Source organism: Legionella quinlivanii (assembly GCF_900461555.1).
GTDB lineage: Bacteria > Pseudomonadota > Gammaproteobacteria > Legionellales > Legionellaceae > Legionella_C > Legionella_C quinlivanii.
This window is the reverse complement of sequence record NZ_UGOX01000001.1, coordinates 2343542-2360511: the sequence shown is the minus strand read 5'-3', so window position 1 is coordinate 2360511 and position 16970 is coordinate 2343542. Positions and strand designations below refer to the sequence as shown.

Sequence of the window (16970 nt, the reverse complement as noted above, 5' to 3'; positions counted from 1 at the left end):
CAGTGATGTTGCAAAATCAAATTATTACGTTAAAAAACAAAAACGGTCATAGTCCTATTATCTGCGAATACGCTGGAGGTCATTTTAAATTAAATGAGCAGGGCGTGTCTTTTCTTGGGAAAGATAAAGACGGTAATCCAATGGCGCCAAAGTGGATTTGTTCTCCTTTGTATGTAGTAGCTAAAACTCGTGATGCTAAAAGTGGGGAGTGGGGTAGATTACTCGAATGGCAGGATGATGATGGAATTATTCATCAATGGGCTATGCCTTTAGCCTTATTACAAGGAGATGCCTCCGAAGTTAGACGGGAATTGGCTAGCCTTGGTTTAACTATTTCACCTCATAGAGTTGCTCGGGATTTACTGGCTATCTATTTACAGGTGTTTCCTGTTGAAGATCGTGCGCGTTGTGTCGAGAAATTGGGGTGGCATGAAAACCTTTTTATAACTCCTTCACAAATCTTTGGACATTCCTCTGAAAAAATTGTTTTTCAAAATAGCCATGCGATTGAATCTGCTATGTCTGTTTCCGGTACTATAGATGATTGGCGAGAATCGATAGGCCATCTTGCGTCAGGCAATTCCCGGTTAGTTTTTGCCATATCCACTGCTTTTGCTCCTGCTTTAGCAAAGATTGTTGGTGAAGATTCAGGCGGATTTCATTTTAGAGGTGCTTCTTCTAGTGGCAAAAGCACCGCATTGAAAGTAGCTGCTTCGGTTTGGGGTAGTCCTCAAGCATATTGCCGATTATGGCGCAGTACTACGAATGGACTTGAAGGATTAGCTGCTTTGCATAACGATGGTTTATTAATTCTTGATGAATTAAGTCAGATGGATCCCAAAGAAGCAGGGGAGGCGGCTTACTTGTTAGCCAATGGTCAAGGTAAAACACGAGCCTCACGTCATGGAACGGTCAAACCATCGTCTCGATGGTCATTGTTCTTTCTCTCTGCTGGAGAAGAATCCTTAATGTCTTTGATGGCCAGAGCAGGGCAGAAAACCAATGCGGGTCAAGAAATACGTTTGGCAGATATTGAAGCCGATGCTGGATTACATAAGGGGATTTTTGAAAAAATCCATAATCAAGTTAGTCCAGCTACTATGGCTTTATCTTTAAAAGAATACTCCAGCAAGTATTATGGTGCTGTGGGCATGGCATGGCTGCAAAAGGTCGTGGCAAATCAATCAAGCATTGCAACTGGCATTGCTGAGGCGATGCAAGAATTTGTAAATAGTGCTGTTTTACCGGATTCAACAGGACAAATCATCCGCGTAGCCCGGCGGTTTGCTTTAGTTGCTGTTGCTGGCGAATTGGCTAGCCAATATGGATTGACCGGCTGGCAAGAAGGTGAGTCTACCTATGCAGCTTACAAATGTTATAGAACATGGTTGGAACATTTTGGCATAGAAGGTAACAAGGAGGATAGAGCGATATTAGCTCAAGTCAGAGCGTTTTTTGAATCTCATGGTGCCAGTCGGTTTGATAATATCAGAACCCCAAACAGTGAACGGATTCAAAATCGTGCTGGGTTTTATTGTACCGATGATGCAGGTTTTCGAGTATATATGGTGTTAACTGAAGTTTTTAAAAAGGAACTATGTTTGGGGTTTGAGCCTAGAATGGTAGTTCGTGTATTAATGAATGAAGGTTGGTTAAAGCCAGCAGCAGATGGATCATCCTCTCATAAACCAAGGATTAAGGGAGTTGGAACACCCAGATTATATATATTTACGGATAAAATCTGGGGTGGAGAGTAATCATATCCCGATAATTAGCAAAATTTGTCCCATTATTTTTAAATGCTGGGACATCTTGGGACGGCTACAAGTCAGTATTTACAAGCCGTCCCTCATGTCCCAATTGTCCCAGCTAAATTTTCATTCTTTAAGATATAACCAAAGTGTATTTCTAGATTTTATTCCCATTTCATCACGTATCAGCCAACAAGCCTTGTAATTTTCATATTCGGGTAGCAGGTGAGAATATATTTGTTTGGCATACAAATAACGCCAGCTTTTGGTACTGGATAACCGGTGCTTTGCTAATGCGCTTCTCCAGATAATGCGAATTTCCTCATAAGATTTTAATTGGATCAGGTTACCATCTTGTTGAGTGAGCCAGTTAAACAGATTGAGTACCGTTTTCTGGTTTTCTGTTCGTACAGGTATAGTGCGGTCGCTGGAATTAAAAGCAATGTCTCGGGTTACCCAAATAGAACATTCACGAACTTGAATATGTGGTTTAATAAGAATCGCTTCTTTGAAAGTCAATCCGAACTCGGATTGTAATCCCATGATTACCCTGGCTATAGGATCCTGAAGCGACTTCCAAATGTCTGGAGAGATTGTTTTCTTTCTCTTTTTTCTTGCTATAGGTCTTGAGAGTTCAAGTGATTGGTTATCGATATTCGCTATAGCACAATCATTCATCTGCAAAAAACGGCGAATAATGGTCATGTAACGCATTATGGTGACTGGATTAATATTCTGTTTTTTCCAATAACGTACCAGCTTATGAATTTGTTCAGATTGCAAAGCTTGCCATGAAGGAGGAACTTGCCGGATAACAAATAAGTCATCAATCATTTTATGGATGACATAGGCACGGTGTTTTCGATATAGGTATTTACCTTGTCTATCCTGTTTGATTTGTCGGTTAGCGAATTGTCTTAAGGATTTTGTACGCATCTTCCCATCCGCAAAAAAATTATTAAAAAAGAATTTGCCCTGTGTATTGTTTAGTGTTGGTCGAGCGGTTCACTCTCTGTTGAAACCCGGCTAAAGCCGTAAAGCTCGAAGTAGGGGGCAAATCAATCGTTATAAGGCAAACGATCTTGCCTGTACTGCTAGTTTTTTATGTGTTTTTCTCCTCAATAAAAATAAAGTAAATGAAGCGATAAAGCAGAGCTTTATCTCTAATCCATGGTCAAATGAAATGACTTAGAGTTCCGAAGAACTCCCCTTACCGAATGGTAAAGGCTCCTGAAGGGTTTCCCGACTATACGTCCAGCCACAAGGTTAGGGAATGAGAGTGGCTTAGCATAAGACGCCTAAGCGTTTCATCGGATTTTCATCGATTCATCAGTTATGCTTCATCTAAAAAATAGCAAAGTGCAGATCTGGGGGCAATACCTTTATGGGGAATATTTTGTCCTATCTTATCTGATGCGTCAGGACAAATGGTGTTTAAAAGCTCTGTATTAGCGGGTTATTGATGTCAGACATTCCTGCGTCACTGCTGGAAAATTGCAGTGACGCAGAATACTAATGCGAGAACATTAATGTTTCTAGTAATATTTTTCGTGAAATAACATGCTTTAGCCAAAAAGTGAGCCATTGTTTTTATCATAGGTAAATATTTGTCATTTGTGACCGATATATCACAGAAGTGTCTATAATAAAATTTCAATAATGAGTTAACATATAACTCAATGTGTCATTAAATTAAAAAATAGGGAAGGTAAATGGCATATTTTCAACAATATTCAAGCCTTTTAGAGATTCGTGAAGGACTAACTCCCAATGCTGGTTTAAGACGTGGTCAAGTGGGGGCGCTTTATGCACTTGCGGCTCATTTTATTGAAAGAAATGAGCCAGCTATAGTTTCATTACCAACTGGTTATGGCAAAACAGCGATCCTTACAGGCATATGTTTTCTTATGCAAGCAAGGCGAGTTTTAGTTGTTACTCCCACAAATGCACTACGAACTCAAATAACCAAAGCATTCCAATCATTGGAAACATTACGCAGATTAAATATTCTTCCTAGAGAAGATAAACTAGTTGGTCCTAAAGTGATTGCGATAGAACATCGTATAAATTCTGTTTCTGGATGGAAAGATTTAGAGGAGTATGATGTTGTGGTATGCACTCCACACTCCGCTAGCCCGGATTCAACAAATACATCAGTTATACCTGAAACTTTCTTTGATCTAGTGTTAATTGATGAAGGCCATCATTCACCTGCTCGAACATGGAGTTCCTTTATACATGCTACTCCTGAAGCATGTCACGCCCTCTTTTCTGCTACTCCTTTTCGTCGTGATAAAAGAGAACTTCCAGGACGGCTCATTTTTTATTATTCATTACGTAAAGCTGTGGAGGAAAAGGCATTTGGAAAAGTCACATACTGTCCTGTCATTGTTAGTGAAGATGCTTCTCGGGACGAACGTGATTTAGCATTGATTTCAAAAGCTGTAGAGATTTATGAACGCGATACTAAGGCTGGCTTACAACATCGTTTACTAGCACGTACTGAGAAAGTTATCGACGCTCAACGGTTAGCTAATCTATATGTGATTGCTGGTTTGAAGGTTGAAGCAGTCTCTAGTAAAAAATCAAAGCAACAAATAGCTATGATTGAGCAAAAACTTAATTCTGGGGCGCTTGATGGGGTGGTTTGTGTAGACATGTTTGGTGAAGGATATGATTTTCCAAAATTCAAGATAGCCGTGCTTCATAATGTGCATAAGTCACTAGTTCCGACACTTCAATTTATTGGTCGTTTCGCTCGAACAAATGATGAGCATACTGGTACTGCAACTTTTCTTGCGATACCACGTGATGTAAATACAGAAAGTTCTGGGCTTTATCGAGATGGTGTTGATTGGGAGACTCTTTTAGCTGATACGGTTGATGCACGCCAGCAATTAGAATTACATGAACGAGAGATATTAAAGGCGTTTGCTCCCGCAGGTCAGCCATCTGCAAATTATGAGTTGGTAAACCTCAGTGCATTTCGCCTTTCGCAACACATTGTTGTCTATAAGACAATAGAAAAACCCAATTTTTCAGAGGTACCCGAGCAGCTTCAATCTTTACAGATCACTAACGCTTGGAAAAGTGATGATAGTAATACAATGATACTTTTGGCAAAATTAGTCCACTCACCAGCATGGTATCGTGACTCTCATGTAATTGATGCAAAACATGAGTGTTTCCTATTAAATATTTTCCTATTTCAAATTTAATCTTTATAACAGCAACACAGCGTTCTGGTAATTATTATAATGAGTTACTGAAGTTTTTTGTGAATGGTAACGCTGCCTCTATTGCTTTTGAGGATGCTCGTAAGGTTCTCAATGGAATGACTGATCAAGAATTCTTTAGCGTTGGTATTCGAAGTACTTCTCCCGTAGCTATCGCTGAATCTTATCGCATCGTTGCTGGTAAAAATGCCGACAGAGGGATTCGAGACACTGATGCGAATAATTTCTCGCAAGGCCATTTTATGGGGCGCGGTGAGGTTGATGGGGAAAGTGAAATTATTGGTGTGAGTGCAAGAGGTCGGATATGGTCAAACGGAAAGTTATCAATTACGGATATTTTAAACTGGATGGCAGCATTACATGAGCGTATGACTGCAAATCAAATAAACATTGGCAGATCGGGCTTGGACATTTTATCTTATGGGGAGACTCTTCAGCAAATTCCAGAATCAACTTGTATGGCGGACTGGCCTAAAGAGGCATATCAAAAAGCACCAGCCGTTTTTATTTTAAGTAAAGTTCAAAGATATAAATTATGCATCCTAGATCTTGAAATAAGAAATTTTTCTGTGGATGCTGATGGTCTTCATATGACATTTGAAATAGGTGATGGTAATCATTATTTACCTTGTTGTTATCGACTAAATCAGGTTCCACATTATGTATCATTAACTCAAGATATAGAAATACAAATGGAGGTTTATGATGGACGTGAAGAACCTATTGAAAATTGGCTAGAAACGCATAATTTAGTATTTTTCACTAAAGAATTAGCCTCCTTTTCTTCAAATACAATACAAAAAAGGAGAACAAATATAGAGTTAAGGAGTAATTGCTTAATTCCATTTGATTGGAGCAATTGCGAAATTCAAATAGAGTTTGATATTAACGATCCAACAAAATTGACGGTACAGAAAACTATACAGAATTACTTGATGGGAATATCAGGACTTAATTTCATAATATTTGATCATAGAGCTGGCGAAGCAGCAGATTTTATCACAATAGAAGAAGTAAATAATCGTTTACATATTAAACTATACCACTGTAAAGGTGCTGGGAATTCTAATCCTGGAGCGCGTGTGGAGGATGTTTATGAACTAGCTTGCCAGGCAGTTAAATCGGGTCGGTTTCAATCTAAAGATTATCTGGTTCAACATATTGAACGCAGAACAGAGATAAAAAGTGGAAAAGGATGGTCGCCAATGTTGTTAGGAGATCGAGATAATGCATTAGCTTTATTTAAGAAATACAGCCCTATTGATATTAATTTAACTATTTATGCTGTACAGCCTGGTCTCTCAGAAGGAAAGTTAGCTGAGAATGTCACATTTGTTATGGCAGCAGCGAATGATAGTTTGACAGCTCAAGGTATCAATTTGCAATGGATAATTAGTCCTTAGTTAAATGCTTGATGGTGCTATTGAATAATAGAACTTATCAAAGCTACTTATAAGATCCCTCAATGAACTAAGTAATATTAAAATTTTATTTACTTTTGATGTAAAAGAATCATTTATTCGAAATTTATATTATAATAAAAATATCATCAGGTGATATTTTTGGATTATTAATGAAGCAGGATGTAGGACTAGAAACTTTACTTGCATTAAATGGTACGGAATATACAGAGGAAAATGGTTATTGGTACAAGATAGAAGCATTTTTAGTTGAGCCAACTGAAGAGAGGCCTCATGGTATTAGATATAATCTAACTCTTCATGATAATTACAATCAGCGGATTTTAGGGTTTGATAATGCGCATGGAATCAAAGTTAGAGAAAGTGGTCGGTATTCGGGGCGTATTATTAAGTATGATCACATTCATACCTCAATAAATGATAAGGGAATTCCATATGAGTTTGAAAGTGCTGAACAGCTTTTGCGAGATTTTTTTCAAGAAGTGAATTCAATTATTCAAAAATTGAATAATGGAGATAAAAAATGAAAACATTACAAGTTGGTATTATGTCACGAGATAAATTTCAAAGCCGTACTATTGAAATTGCTTCTGGGCGTTATAAACCTAAAAAAAATGAACCTAAGATTTGGTTTAGTTCAATCAAATCACTTTGTGAAGTATTGAATGAAAACAATATGAGGCTACTGAAAATAATTGATGAACAAAAACCTGAGTCAATTAAAGAGCTTGCTGTCTTAAGTAAACGTGAACCAGGTAATTTGAGTCGTACACTTAGCACAATGGCTCGCTACGGCATTATTGAAATGAAGAAAATTGGCAAAAACTCTAAACCAATTGCTAAGGCCTTAGATTTTAATATTCAATATAGTGCTGCTGGATAATATCTATTCTTTAATTTTGAATTATCCGGAGCCCAGGGATGTAACTACAACTATATAGATATTTAATTATGACTACGAAAATCGTACAAGCTCAGGCTGATAGTAAATTGAAAGATGCTGGAGAAGAAATCCTAAAGCTTCTAGATATAACTCCTACTCAAGCTGTTAATGCATTGTATGAACAAATTGTTATGTGTAGCGGTTTGCCTTTTGAACTAAAACTACCAAATCAATTATCTCGTGATGCGATTGAAGAGTTAGAAAAGGGTGGTGGTAAATCATTTTTATCTTTTAAATCAATGATTGATGATGTGGATAATTGAGATAGTTTTGGTAGTTAGAGTTAATAAAGTTCAATGCAATATAATTTGGGGCATATTGTCGGCCAAATTTATATCCATTCAGTAGTCAAGGATTACTTGACTACTAATATAACAGGTTTAATTTTGAACTTTCCGGAAATCCCGGGGTGTTCAAATGATTATAAATAAGTTGTCGACATATAAGTGACATCTCTGCGCAATCTGCTGATGACAATAAGATAATTTCTTGGTTGAAAGTTGTTTTTGAATTTGGCACGCAGTGAGTGCGAAATTGGATTTAAATACGGACCGCAGTGCGGTCCAAAACTTGATGGGTATTTAGATCTGCTCTTTGTTGGCAGATTGCAGAGAAATAACTTCAGCCGAATCAATTACTCCCATGCACTTTAGAATATAAGTAGTAATAAGCTGCATAGGTTTTCGTAGCCGTTCAACATCAACAATAATATATCCTGCGGTTACATCATTACTCATCTTATGGTTCATTAAACGCTTGAGTGCATAAGCAGGGTAATCGCCCCAAAAAATAACAGATGTCAAAAGTAGAATTTTCTCGTACCCTATGACGAAGGAGATTCTTCATGAAACGATCAAAATTTACAGACAGCCAAATCCTATCGATTTTAAAACAGGCGGAAGGTGGCACTCCTGTTTCAGAGCTTTGCCGAGAACATGTGATAAGTGCAGCCACATTTTATAAGTGGCGGGCAAAATTTGGTGGAATGGACGCATCGATGATGTCGCGCTTAAAAGAGCTTGAAGCGGAAAATAGCCGTCTTAAAAAGATGTATGCAGAGGAACGATTAAAAGCAGAAATCCTGAAAGAGGTATTGAAAAAAAGTGGTAACACCGTCACGCCGACGGGAGTTGGCGAAAAAGGCGGTGGCCGATAAGGACATTTCCATCCGATTGTCTTGTGCGCTTTTTGGCATCAGTGAAACCTGCTATCGATATCAAGCTAAGTTGAATGATGAAAACGCAGTAATAGCGGACTGGTTGTTGCAATTAGCGCAGAGCCAGCGTAATTGGGGTTTCGGTTTATGTTTTTTATACCTGCGTAATGTGAAGGGTTTTCCCTGGAATCACAAACGGGTTTATCGAATCTATCGGGAACTGGAACTCAATAGGCGAATAAAACCTAAAAAGCGGTTAATGAGGGAAAAGCCAGACGCATTGGCGGTGCCTACAGCAATCAACGAATGTTGGTCTATGGATTTTATGCACGACCAATTGCAGGATGGTCGTAGTTATCGATTGTTAAATGTGCTTGACGACTTCAACCCGTGAGGTCTTGCGATTGAGGCCGATTTATCCTTGCCGGCAGAGCGCGTTGTACGGACTCTTAATCAAATCACCGAATGGCGTGGTAAGCCTCGGCAGATTCGTTGTGATAATGGCCCTGAATATATCAGCAAACTGCTGCAACAATGGGCTGATAAAAATGAGATAAAGTTAGTTTTTATTCAACCAGGAAACCCGCAACAAAATGCCTATATTGAACGCTATAACCGAACCGTCAGGTATGACTGGTTAAGCCAATTTTTATTCGAAAGTATTGCAGAGGTACAGCTTCATGCGACACAATGGTTATGGATGTACAATAATGAACGTCCTAATACGGCTATCGGAGGCATTCCTCCAAGACAAAAATTGGCATTGGTTGCCTAATTCCTCTACTTTTGGCTTCAGTTAAAAAGGGGGGATTACCCAAGATTAATCTATAATGCTGCCCGATTTTCCACTTAAAAAAATTATCAAAGATTTATTTGCTATAAAACTGCGCCTGCTTTCAACAAGCGTTTAACAGAATCGATTCTATTGTTTAATTGATTAAAAAAAGACCTTCTGATAACATTTTAACTAGTTGTTTAATTAATCTATATTTTAGATAGGCGGAAATTAAAAATGGGTAAAAGTTAATGAGTGAGATGAATCATACTGGTACCCTTGAGGCAAATGAAAACCGTGCGAAATTGATCTCTGATCGAATTAATATATTACGACCAAAATTACTTGATTTAACAAGAAGAAACCCTCTAATTTCTACGAAATTTTCTGAACGCTCAAACTCATTGATAAGAATAGTAGATGAAATTCCCGAGTTATTACTTAAATCTTTAGTATCTTGTCAAATGCGAATTGTGCCTTTACCCGATTTAGGCACTGATCCTAGTGATGAACAGACTTCAATATTTCAAAACTCTCTAGCAGGGGCTAGGCTCAATGATGAAATTTATTTAAGTAAGTTAGATGAAATAGATTCTGAGAGTGATGAGGCGCCAAATCTTTTAGCTCAAACAGAGCGAGAATTAAAAGATAGGCTTCGTGAACAATTAAACTTACCACCGCGACAAACCAAAAATAATCTATCCTTACAACAGCATGCAATAAATCATGGAATTTCTCCTAATTACGAATTGTTTTTAGAGGGACACCAAGCTGTGGATGGACGGCACAGTGATCAAGATATTCAGACTCTTCTGTTACCGGATATATTAGAGAGACGGTTAAATGCACTTTGTGCAAAAGAAAAAACTTGGAAAGAAGAGACAGGTATTAGCGTATTACATGCTGCATTTGGGTTTCTTGAATGGGAAGACGGAAATAATAGCTCTACGCAGTTTTCTCCGTTAGTTTTAATTCCAGTTTATATCGATAAAAAACGAACTAGGAATGGTCAAGAGTTTTGGGTTATCGGTGATGAGACAGAAGTGCAAGAGAATAAAATTCTTGCTGAGAAATTGCGCCTAGAATTCAACATTATACTCCCAGAATATACAAATCAAGGTTTAGAAAAATACTTTGAAGAGGTTTCTAAGCCGCGCCCCAAAAATATGACATGGCGAATTAGACGGTGGGCTACGATAGGTGTTTTCCCTTCAGCTAGATTAGCAATGTATCACGATCTTGAGCCTGATGGTTGGGATTTCGCGTCTCACGAAGTTGTTTCTCTTTTATTTGGTGGAACTGAAACAGGGCATGATGCGTTGCCTTTTGGAGAGGAATATCATATCGATGAGCCTGAAATTGAAAGTAAAGTACCATTCATTATTGCTGATGTAGACTCCTCTCAATTTAGTACCATAGTTGATGTAGCTAGTGGAAAAAATTTAGCAGTTGAGGGGCCACCAGGAACGGGAAAATCGCAAACAATTGTAAATACTATTGCAACCTCGCTTTCCTTGGGGTTGAAAGTGCTTTTTGTGGCAGAAAAATCAGCGGCACTAGAGGTTGTTGGATCAAGGTTGGACGCATATGGAATTGGTAATTTTTTATTACCATTACAAGCAAACCGCTCGGGAAAAGAACAAGTTATTTCTTCAATTAGGAACAGGCTTGAAATGAAGCCTTGTGCTAATCCTTTAGAGTTAGATCATGCAGTTAAACAATTTAAAGATACAAGACAAAAATTAAAATTATATGTAGATATTTTATCCTCAACTTATGGAAAAACGGATCTTACTATTTATGAAGTTCTTGGACGAAGTATTAAATTTACAGATTTAATTAACAACTTACCTGAGAAAATAAAAAAACTAACTATTCCTGATACAAAAATCATTACATCAGAAAAATTAACTGATATTTTGTCTCTTTGTAAGCGGGTTGAAGAAGCATGGGAGGCTACTTTACTGTATCCAGACTCATGGAATATTATTCAAATACCTAACATTGATCCTTTTCTTGCTGATGAGTTAATTGATTTGGCTTTTGAGATCGCTACTCTTTTTGCTGAGGCAGATAAACAACGACAATCATTAATAGAATTTCGACTTTCACCTGTAATTGGGAATGAAAGGCTAAGCAAAATTAGTACTGCTATTAAAAATACTCAAGAGATCTCAAATCGAGATATTGATATAGCCACTAAACTAACTTCTAACGAAATTATAGGAGTTATTAAAAATTTTCTAAATGAAGCTCGTTTGTGGAGAGATAAAAGAGAAAGCATTGTTGAGCTATTCAAGATTGATCTAGATTCTGTTGTCATAGAAGAATTATATCTTCTCAAAGAGCTGTGTTTAAAATATCAAATAGAATCATTAAACGAACAGGTCTTTGAGTCATTAATCCTCAAATACAAAAAATGTCTTGAAGACAATATCCAATCAGAGAAAATTTGTAATACGGTAATTAATATCTCAGAAAGTCTTGGCAAAATAACAGTTCATGATCTGATCAAAATGTTTGATATTATTTCTGGTATATCAAAGCAGGTATTATCAGTTAGAAAGAGCGACTTTGATGATCCAATAACCCATGTTTTGATAGAGAAACAGGCTTCACAAGCTCTGGCTTTAAAGAAAACTCGAGCTTTACTTGATGAAGAGTTTAATTTATCGATGCTTCCGGAAAGTGAGCTTACAAATCATCATGCTGAAACATTACGTCAGTCGGGTTTGCTTTCTTTTTTCTCAAAGAAATATAGGCAAGCAAAGCAATTTTATAAATTCGTATCTAAAAATAAAAAATTTAATAGATTATATGCCACTCAAAAACTTAGCCAATTAGGGCAATGGCAATTAGATGTAAAAGTTTTTGGTGAAAATGTAGCAATGAAAAATATACTTGGTTCGCACTATTTTGGAATAGAGACAGATTTTTCTCCTTTTGAAGAAGTAATATCATTATTTAATTATCTTGATCATGAATTTTCAGGCCCTGATTATATTGATTTGAGGAATTTTTTAAAATTTGCGGATAATGAAATAATTCAATCAATTCCTATAATCGAAAAAAATCATCCTCTTTACGAAATAGAAGATACTACTTTGGCGAATGTAGCCGAACGAATTAGCGTTTTGCAAGATCAAGTTAAGGATTGTGAGAGTGATGTCATACAGCTTAAAAAAATTATTAAGGTATTTAATGATTCTGAAAAAATATCAAAAGAGCAAATTATTGAGCTTCCATTAATATTTGAGCAGTTATTAAAAACAAGGGAAAACTTAAGACATAATGATGATATTAAAGGTGTTCTAGGATTGGCTTACAAAGCTGAACTTACTGATGAACATGAGTTAGAAAGCTGCTTTGTATTGGCTACGAATCTCATTGAGTTAAATGAGAATGAGCGACAGGCATTTTTGTATAGTGCTAAGCAAGGTTTTATAAAAAAATTAGAAACACAAGTTTCGTGCGTTACGGATTGTGATGCTCAGGCCTTAACTAGTTTAGAGAAAATTGCAGTCAAGACAAATACGATGCCGGAAAGATGGTTAGATAATATGACCTATTTGGCTTTTTCAAAATGGATGGAGCAGGCATCTAAAAATAAAGATGGTTTGGTTGCATATTCGAGATTTATTTCAGCTAAAAATAATTTAAAGCAAGATAGATACATAGAGCAGATTGAACTTATTTTGTCTGAAAAATATAGTAATTTATGTGAAATAATCGAGGCATTAATAACTCGTGAAATGGCTCGTGAGATATATAAATCTAATGGTGAAATATTAGCATCATATAATGGTAGTAATTTGGATACATTAAGGAAGCGTTTGCAGGAAGCTGATAGAGCGGTTATAAAGCTTTCGCGTCAACGTTTGCAATCTGAACTTTATAATAAGGCTTGTCCACCACTTGGAATAGGTTTTGGGCGAAAAAGTGAATTTACAGAACTTGCGTTACTTAGAAATGAAATATCTAAAAAACAACGCCATATTCCAATTCGAAATCTTACAAAAAGAGCAGCAAGAGCTTTGTTAGAAATTAAACCTTGCTGGATGATGTCTCCTTTAGCTGTAGCTCAATATTTACCTAGAGGAGGAGTCGAATTTGATCTTGTAATCATTGATGAAGCATCTCAAATGACTCCAGAGGATTCAGTTGGGGCATTGATACGAGCCAAACAGGCGATGGTCGTTGGTGACACTAATCAATTACCTCCTACGGGATTTTTCCGTAAGATGCTAGAGGATGAAAGTGCAGATGAGGATGAAAAAGTAACTGAGGAATCAATTTTAGAAATGGCGAATGCTTCTTTTACACCTGCAAGAAGGCTTCGTTGGCATTATAGGTCTAGACATTCGGGATTAATATCATTTTCTAATAAACATGTTTATAACGATGATCTAGTGGTGTTCCCTTCTGCGCAGGAAGATCATCCACATATGGGAATATCTTATATTAAAGTTAACGGGATATATTCTTCGGGTACTAATCCTAAAGAAGCTATGTTCATGATAGACGCAATTATCGATTTTATGAGAATACATACTGATAAATCTCTAGGTGTGGTTCTTATGAATCAGAAGCAACGGGATCTATTACTCGATGAGATGAACTATGCTTTGGAGCAACATCCGCAAGCAAGAGAGTATATAGAGCGGTGGGATGTAGCTAATGATGGTTTGGAATCTTTTTTCATAAAAAACCTAGAGAATGTCCAGGGCGATGAGCGAGATGTTATTTTCATTGGCACTGTTTATGGAGCAGAAAAAGAAGGTGCTCCTGTAATGCAATGTTTTGGACCGATAAATGGAATAGCTGGAAAACGAAGGTTAAATGTGCTGTTTTCTAGAGCTAAAGAGCGAATTGTTACGTTTTCTTCTATGACTGCGGCAGATATTCGTGCAGAAGAAGAGTCCAATCCTGGTGTGTATATGCTTAAATGTTGGTTGGAATACTCTAGCTCTGGGATCCTGGAGGCTGGACAATACACTGAAAAAGAACCTGATTCTGATTTTGAAGAGCATGTTATTAAACAAATAAAATCAATTGGTTGTGTAGCAATCCCGCAAGTTGGTGTGAAGGGATACTCTATTGATATTGGTATTAAGCATCCAGATTGGCCGCATGGTTTTATTATGGGAGTGGAGTGCGATGGTGCATCTTATCACTCTTCTCGTTCTGCCCGTGATCGTGATCGTTTAAGGCAAGAGGTTTTAGAGGGGCTAGGGTGGAATCTTTATCGTATCTGGTCAACAGATTGGTTTGAGGATCAGCGACGTGAAACAGAAAAACTAAGAAGAGCAATTCATACGAGATTGTCACAGTTGGTGAACTAATCGAATCTGTCTTACTTGCATCTTTCAAAAAAATTCAAATGAAATCAAAATATTTTATTATTAATAAGAATTGATCCATTTATGATCATATTGATTTATTGATGATTTCTTGCAAATATGCTAAATTTGGCATATATCTTAGTTATACGAGTTTTCTTTGAAAGAATTAATTTGGCTTGGAAGCAGTTTAGATGATTTGAAATTATTTCCTAGTGAAGTAATTGATGAGATGGGATATGCACTGCATTGTGCACAAATGGGAGAGACCCATTCATCAGCAAAAATTTTTAAAGGACATGGCTCGGGTGTATATGAAATTGTCAGTAATTTTAATACAGATACTTATAGAGCTGTATACGTAGTTAACCTTGACGATTGTTTATATGTTTTGCATGCATTTCAAAAAAAATCAAAGTCAGGGATTAAGACACCGCAAAAGGATTTAAATATGATTTCGAATAGGCTTAAACAGCTTAAATTAATGTTAAAGGGGAGTCGGATATGAGCAATTCTGATGAATTAAAAATGACTAGGTCATCTGGAAATGTGTTCCAAGATTTAGGTATTCCTAATGCGGAAGAGCATTTATTAAAAGCAGATTTTGCTATGTTAATTAATCGAATTATTAAAGAGAAAGATCTTTCCCAAGAAAATGCAGCAAAAATTCTTGGTATTGATCAGCCTAAGGTTTCTAATCTTAGTCGAGGACAACTTTCTGGATTTTCAATAGACAGATTAATACGGTTTTTGATTTTGTTAAATCAAGATATTGAAATTAATGTGAAGCCTCATACTCAAAGTATTAATAAAGATAGTAATAAACACTATTCATTAAATTATTGTGCTCTTTAAATATGATTGAAGATAAAAAATGAAAAAACTACAAGTTGGTATTATGTCACGAAATAAATTTCAAAGCCGGGCTATAGATATTGCTTGTGGTCGTTATAAACCTAAAAAAAATGAGCCTAAAATTTGGTTTAATACTCTTGAGTCATTATGTGAAGTATTGAATGAAAATAACATGGAACTATTAAAAATAATTGACGAGCTTAAGCCTAGATCAATTGATGAGCTTGCTGTCCTAAGTAAATGTGAACCAGGCAATTTGGTTCATGCGCTTAGTACAATGGCTCACTATGGCATTATTGAAATGAAGAAAATTGGGGAAAATACCAAACCAATTGCAAAGGCTTTAGATTTTAATGTTCAATATAGTGCTGCTGGATAATATATTTTCTTTAATTTTGAACTATCCGGAAATCCCGGGTAGTTAATTCTGAGAATCTAAGCAGCGGGTTCCAAAATGGAACATACTGATGCTTGGATTTTTGAGTTTGGCGGGCAGTGTCTGTCAAACCATAGATAGCCTCCTTTCTATCCATTATTTTTTGTTTCTTTAATTTGGTACACGGTGTGTTCCGAATCTATGTTGTAACTTTACTTATGATTTGGATCTCATTGCGATCCAAATTAAATATTTATTCTGAATTTGGACCGCATTGCGGTCCATAACTAGGGAGGCATTTATATCTGTGTAAACCTCCCATTATTAGTGTCTGGAGTTGCCCCTATAAAACCGAACCACCTAACTCACCGCTAATAAGCTCCTGATATATTCTCTGGGAGCCATCATCTTTAAGCCTTTACGAGGCGCAACTTCGTTATATTCTTTCATCCATTTCCCGGTTATTTCTCGAACTTCATTGAGATTTCTGAACAAATAAAAATCCAGTATTTCATTGCGGTAAGTTCGATTTGTAATGCCCCCCAAATAAACCGGTCCACCTAGTTTTAAATTAACGACTAGGAATAGGACTAGTAATATGACTATAACAACAATAGAATGTAACGAAATAATTCACTCCAGCCGTAAGCGAAAACGTTGGACAGCTTACGAAAAACAACAAATAGTTCATGAAACTTACCAAACAGGCGTAACAGTATCCTTTATTGCACGCAAACACGGTATTCCCCCAGTCAACTATTTTACTGGCGAAAAATAATGGAGAATGCATTGACCAGCGTTAAAACAGAAGAAGTCATCCCTGAAAGCGAAGCCAAGGCGTTGAAAAAGCGTATTAAGCAACTTGAGCAAGTTCTTGGACAAAAGACATTGGAAAATGAGATTCTGCGTGAAGCAGTTAAGCTGGGTCGAGAAAAAAAACTGATCTCGCGACAACCCTTGTACGGGATAAGCGATTTCGAATAAGAGCAGTTGACAGGGCACTGCAGGTTTCTCGCTCCCACTTAATGCAGAGGTTGAAAAATATGGAACACTCCAGAAAACAAACGGTTAAAATACGTGATCAGGAACTACTGCCTTACATTCGTGAAATAACGGAT

At 36.9% G+C, this 16970-nt stretch carries 13 protein-coding genes and 3 pseudogenes; 13 read left to right on the top strand and 3 right to left on the bottom strand.

Annotated elements, in window-relative coordinates; translation table 11 throughout:
* Positions 1-5 precede the first annotated feature (5 nt).
* Positions 6-1757 (top strand): DUF927 domain-containing protein, encoded by a 1752-nt coding sequence (locus DYH61_RS10025; RefSeq protein ID WP_058508637.1) that lies wholly within the window; start codon positions 6-8, stop codon positions 1755-1757.
* Between the two features lie 120 nt (positions 1758-1877).
* Here the strand turns inward: DYH61_RS10025 and DYH61_RS10020 are convergent, their stop codons facing one another.
* On the bottom strand, positions 1878-2687 hold the full coding sequence (locus DYH61_RS10020) for an integrase domain-containing protein (RefSeq protein WP_058508636.1): 810 nt from the start codon (positions 2685-2687) through the stop codon (positions 1878-1880).
* A 776-nt stretch (positions 2688-3463) separates the two neighbouring features.
* On the opposite strand from DYH61_RS10020, the gene DYH61_RS10015 reads away from it, so the two are divergent.
* The 5 genes from DYH61_RS10015 (at position 3464) to DYH61_RS09995 (ending at position 7614) form a co-directional block, all read left to right on the top strand.
* Positions 3464-4969, top strand: a complete 1506-nt coding sequence (locus tag DYH61_RS10015) for a DEAD/DEAH box helicase (RefSeq protein WP_058508635.1) — start codon at positions 3464-3466, stop codon at positions 4967-4969.
* Positions 4933-6390, top strand: coding sequence for a hypothetical protein (locus DYH61_RS10010; RefSeq protein ID WP_058508634.1), 1458 nt, complete (start codon positions 4933-4935; stop codon positions 6388-6390). Before DYH61_RS10015 ends, DYH61_RS10010 begins: the two co-directional genes overlap by 37 nt.
* A gap of 170 nt (positions 6391-6560) precedes the next feature.
* Complete coding sequence (locus tag DYH61_RS10005) at positions 6561-6935, top strand: toxin-antitoxin system TumE family protein (RefSeq protein ID WP_058508633.1); 375 nt, start codon at positions 6561-6563, stop codon at positions 6933-6935.
* A complete protein-coding gene (locus DYH61_RS10000; RefSeq protein ID WP_006872153.1) occupies positions 6932-7291 on the top strand; it encodes an HVO_A0114 family putative DNA-binding protein in 360 nt (119 codons plus the stop codon). The genes DYH61_RS10005 and DYH61_RS10000 overlap by 4 nt, the downstream gene beginning before the upstream one ends.
* Positions 7292-7359: 68 nt before the next feature.
* Positions 7360-7614, top strand: a complete 255-nt coding sequence (locus DYH61_RS09995; protein ID WP_058508632.1) for a type II toxin-antitoxin system RelB/DinJ family antitoxin — start codon at positions 7360-7362, stop codon at positions 7612-7614.
* Positions 7615-7932: 318 nt separating this feature from the next.
* On the opposite strand, the pseudogene DYH61_RS09990 reads toward DYH61_RS09995, so the two are convergent.
* A pseudogene (locus DYH61_RS09990) lies at positions 7933-8130 on the bottom strand (integrase); the annotation flags it as partial.
* A gap of 65 nt (positions 8131-8195) precedes the next feature.
* Here DYH61_RS09990 and DYH61_RS09985 point away from each other — a divergent pair.
* The 5 genes and pseudogenes from DYH61_RS09985 to DYH61_RS09965 all read left to right on the top strand — a co-directional run bounded on the left by DYH61_RS09985 (position 8196) and on the right by DYH61_RS09965 (position 15855).
* Positions 8196-9282: pseudogene (locus DYH61_RS09985) on the top strand (IS3 family transposase).
* Between the two features lie 251 nt (positions 9283-9533).
* Positions 9534-14624 carry a DUF4011 domain-containing protein gene (locus DYH61_RS09980; RefSeq protein ID WP_083499285.1) on the top strand — a complete coding sequence of 1697 codons (5091 nt, stop codon included), beginning with the start codon at positions 9534-9536 and terminating at the stop codon, positions 14622-14624.
* A 157-nt stretch (positions 14625-14781) separates the two neighbouring features.
* Positions 14782-15129, top strand: coding sequence for a type II toxin-antitoxin system RelE/ParE family toxin (locus DYH61_RS09975; RefSeq protein ID WP_058508629.1), 348 nt, complete (start codon positions 14782-14784; stop codon positions 15127-15129).
* Positions 15126-15476, top strand: coding sequence for a helix-turn-helix domain-containing protein (locus DYH61_RS09970; protein ID WP_058508628.1), 351 nt, complete (start codon positions 15126-15128; stop codon positions 15474-15476). Before DYH61_RS09975 ends, DYH61_RS09970 begins: the two co-directional genes overlap by 4 nt.
* Before the next feature lie 19 nt (positions 15477-15495).
* Complete coding sequence (locus DYH61_RS09965) at positions 15496-15855, top strand: HVO_A0114 family putative DNA-binding protein (RefSeq protein ID WP_058508627.1); 360 nt, start codon at positions 15496-15498, stop codon at positions 15853-15855.
* Positions 15856-16212: 357 nt separating this feature from the next.
* On the opposite strand, the pseudogene DYH61_RS15905 reads toward DYH61_RS09965, so the two are convergent.
* Positions 16213-16383 (bottom strand): annotated as a pseudogene (locus tag DYH61_RS15905) (integrase core domain-containing protein); the annotation flags it as partial.
* Between the two features lie 67 nt (positions 16384-16450).
* Between DYH61_RS15905 and DYH61_RS15900 the strand changes: the two are divergent.
* Positions 16451-16630, top strand: coding sequence for a transposase (locus DYH61_RS15900; protein ID WP_083499284.1), 180 nt, complete (start codon positions 16451-16453; stop codon positions 16628-16630).
* Positions 16630-16836, top strand: a complete 207-nt coding sequence (locus tag DYH61_RS15895; RefSeq protein ID WP_083499283.1) for a helix-turn-helix domain-containing protein — start codon at positions 16630-16632, stop codon at positions 16834-16836. Before DYH61_RS15900 ends, DYH61_RS15895 begins: the two co-directional genes overlap by 1 nt.
* Positions 16837-16970: the final 134 nt, after the last annotated feature.

Coding starts and splice junctions, on each gene's coding strand:
- DYH61_RS10025 (WP_058508637.1), top strand. CDS start 6: ATGTTGCAAAATCAAATTATTACGTTAAAAAACAAAAACGGTCATAGT.
- DYH61_RS10020 (WP_058508636.1), bottom strand. CDS start 2,687: ATGCGTACAAAATCCTTAAGACAATTCGCTAACCGACAAATCAAACAG.
- DYH61_RS10015 (WP_058508635.1), top strand. CDS start 3,464: ATGGCATATTTTCAACAATATTCAAGCCTTTTAGAGATTCGTGAAGGA.
- DYH61_RS10005 (WP_058508633.1), top strand. CDS start 6,561: ATGAAGCAGGATGTAGGACTAGAAACTTTACTTGCATTAAATGGTACG.
- DYH61_RS10000 (WP_006872153.1), top strand. CDS start 6,932: ATGAAAACATTACAAGTTGGTATTATGTCACGAGATAAATTTCAAAGC.
- DYH61_RS09995 (WP_058508632.1), top strand. CDS start 7,360: ATGACTACGAAAATCGTACAAGCTCAGGCTGATAGTAAATTGAAAGAT.
- DYH61_RS09980 (WP_083499285.1), top strand. CDS start 9,534: ATGAGTGAGATGAATCATACTGGTACCCTTGAGGCAAATGAAAACCGT.
- DYH61_RS09970 (WP_058508628.1), top strand. CDS start 15,126: ATGAGCAATTCTGATGAATTAAAAATGACTAGGTCATCTGGAAATGTG.
- DYH61_RS09965 (WP_058508627.1), top strand. CDS start 15,496: ATGAAAAAACTACAAGTTGGTATTATGTCACGAAATAAATTTCAAAGC.
- DYH61_RS15900 (WP_083499284.1), top strand. CDS start 16,451: ATGACTATAACAACAATAGAATGTAACGAAATAATTCACTCCAGCCGT.
- DYH61_RS15895 (WP_083499283.1), top strand. CDS start 16,630: ATGGAGAATGCATTGACCAGCGTTAAAACAGAAGAAGTCATCCCTGAA.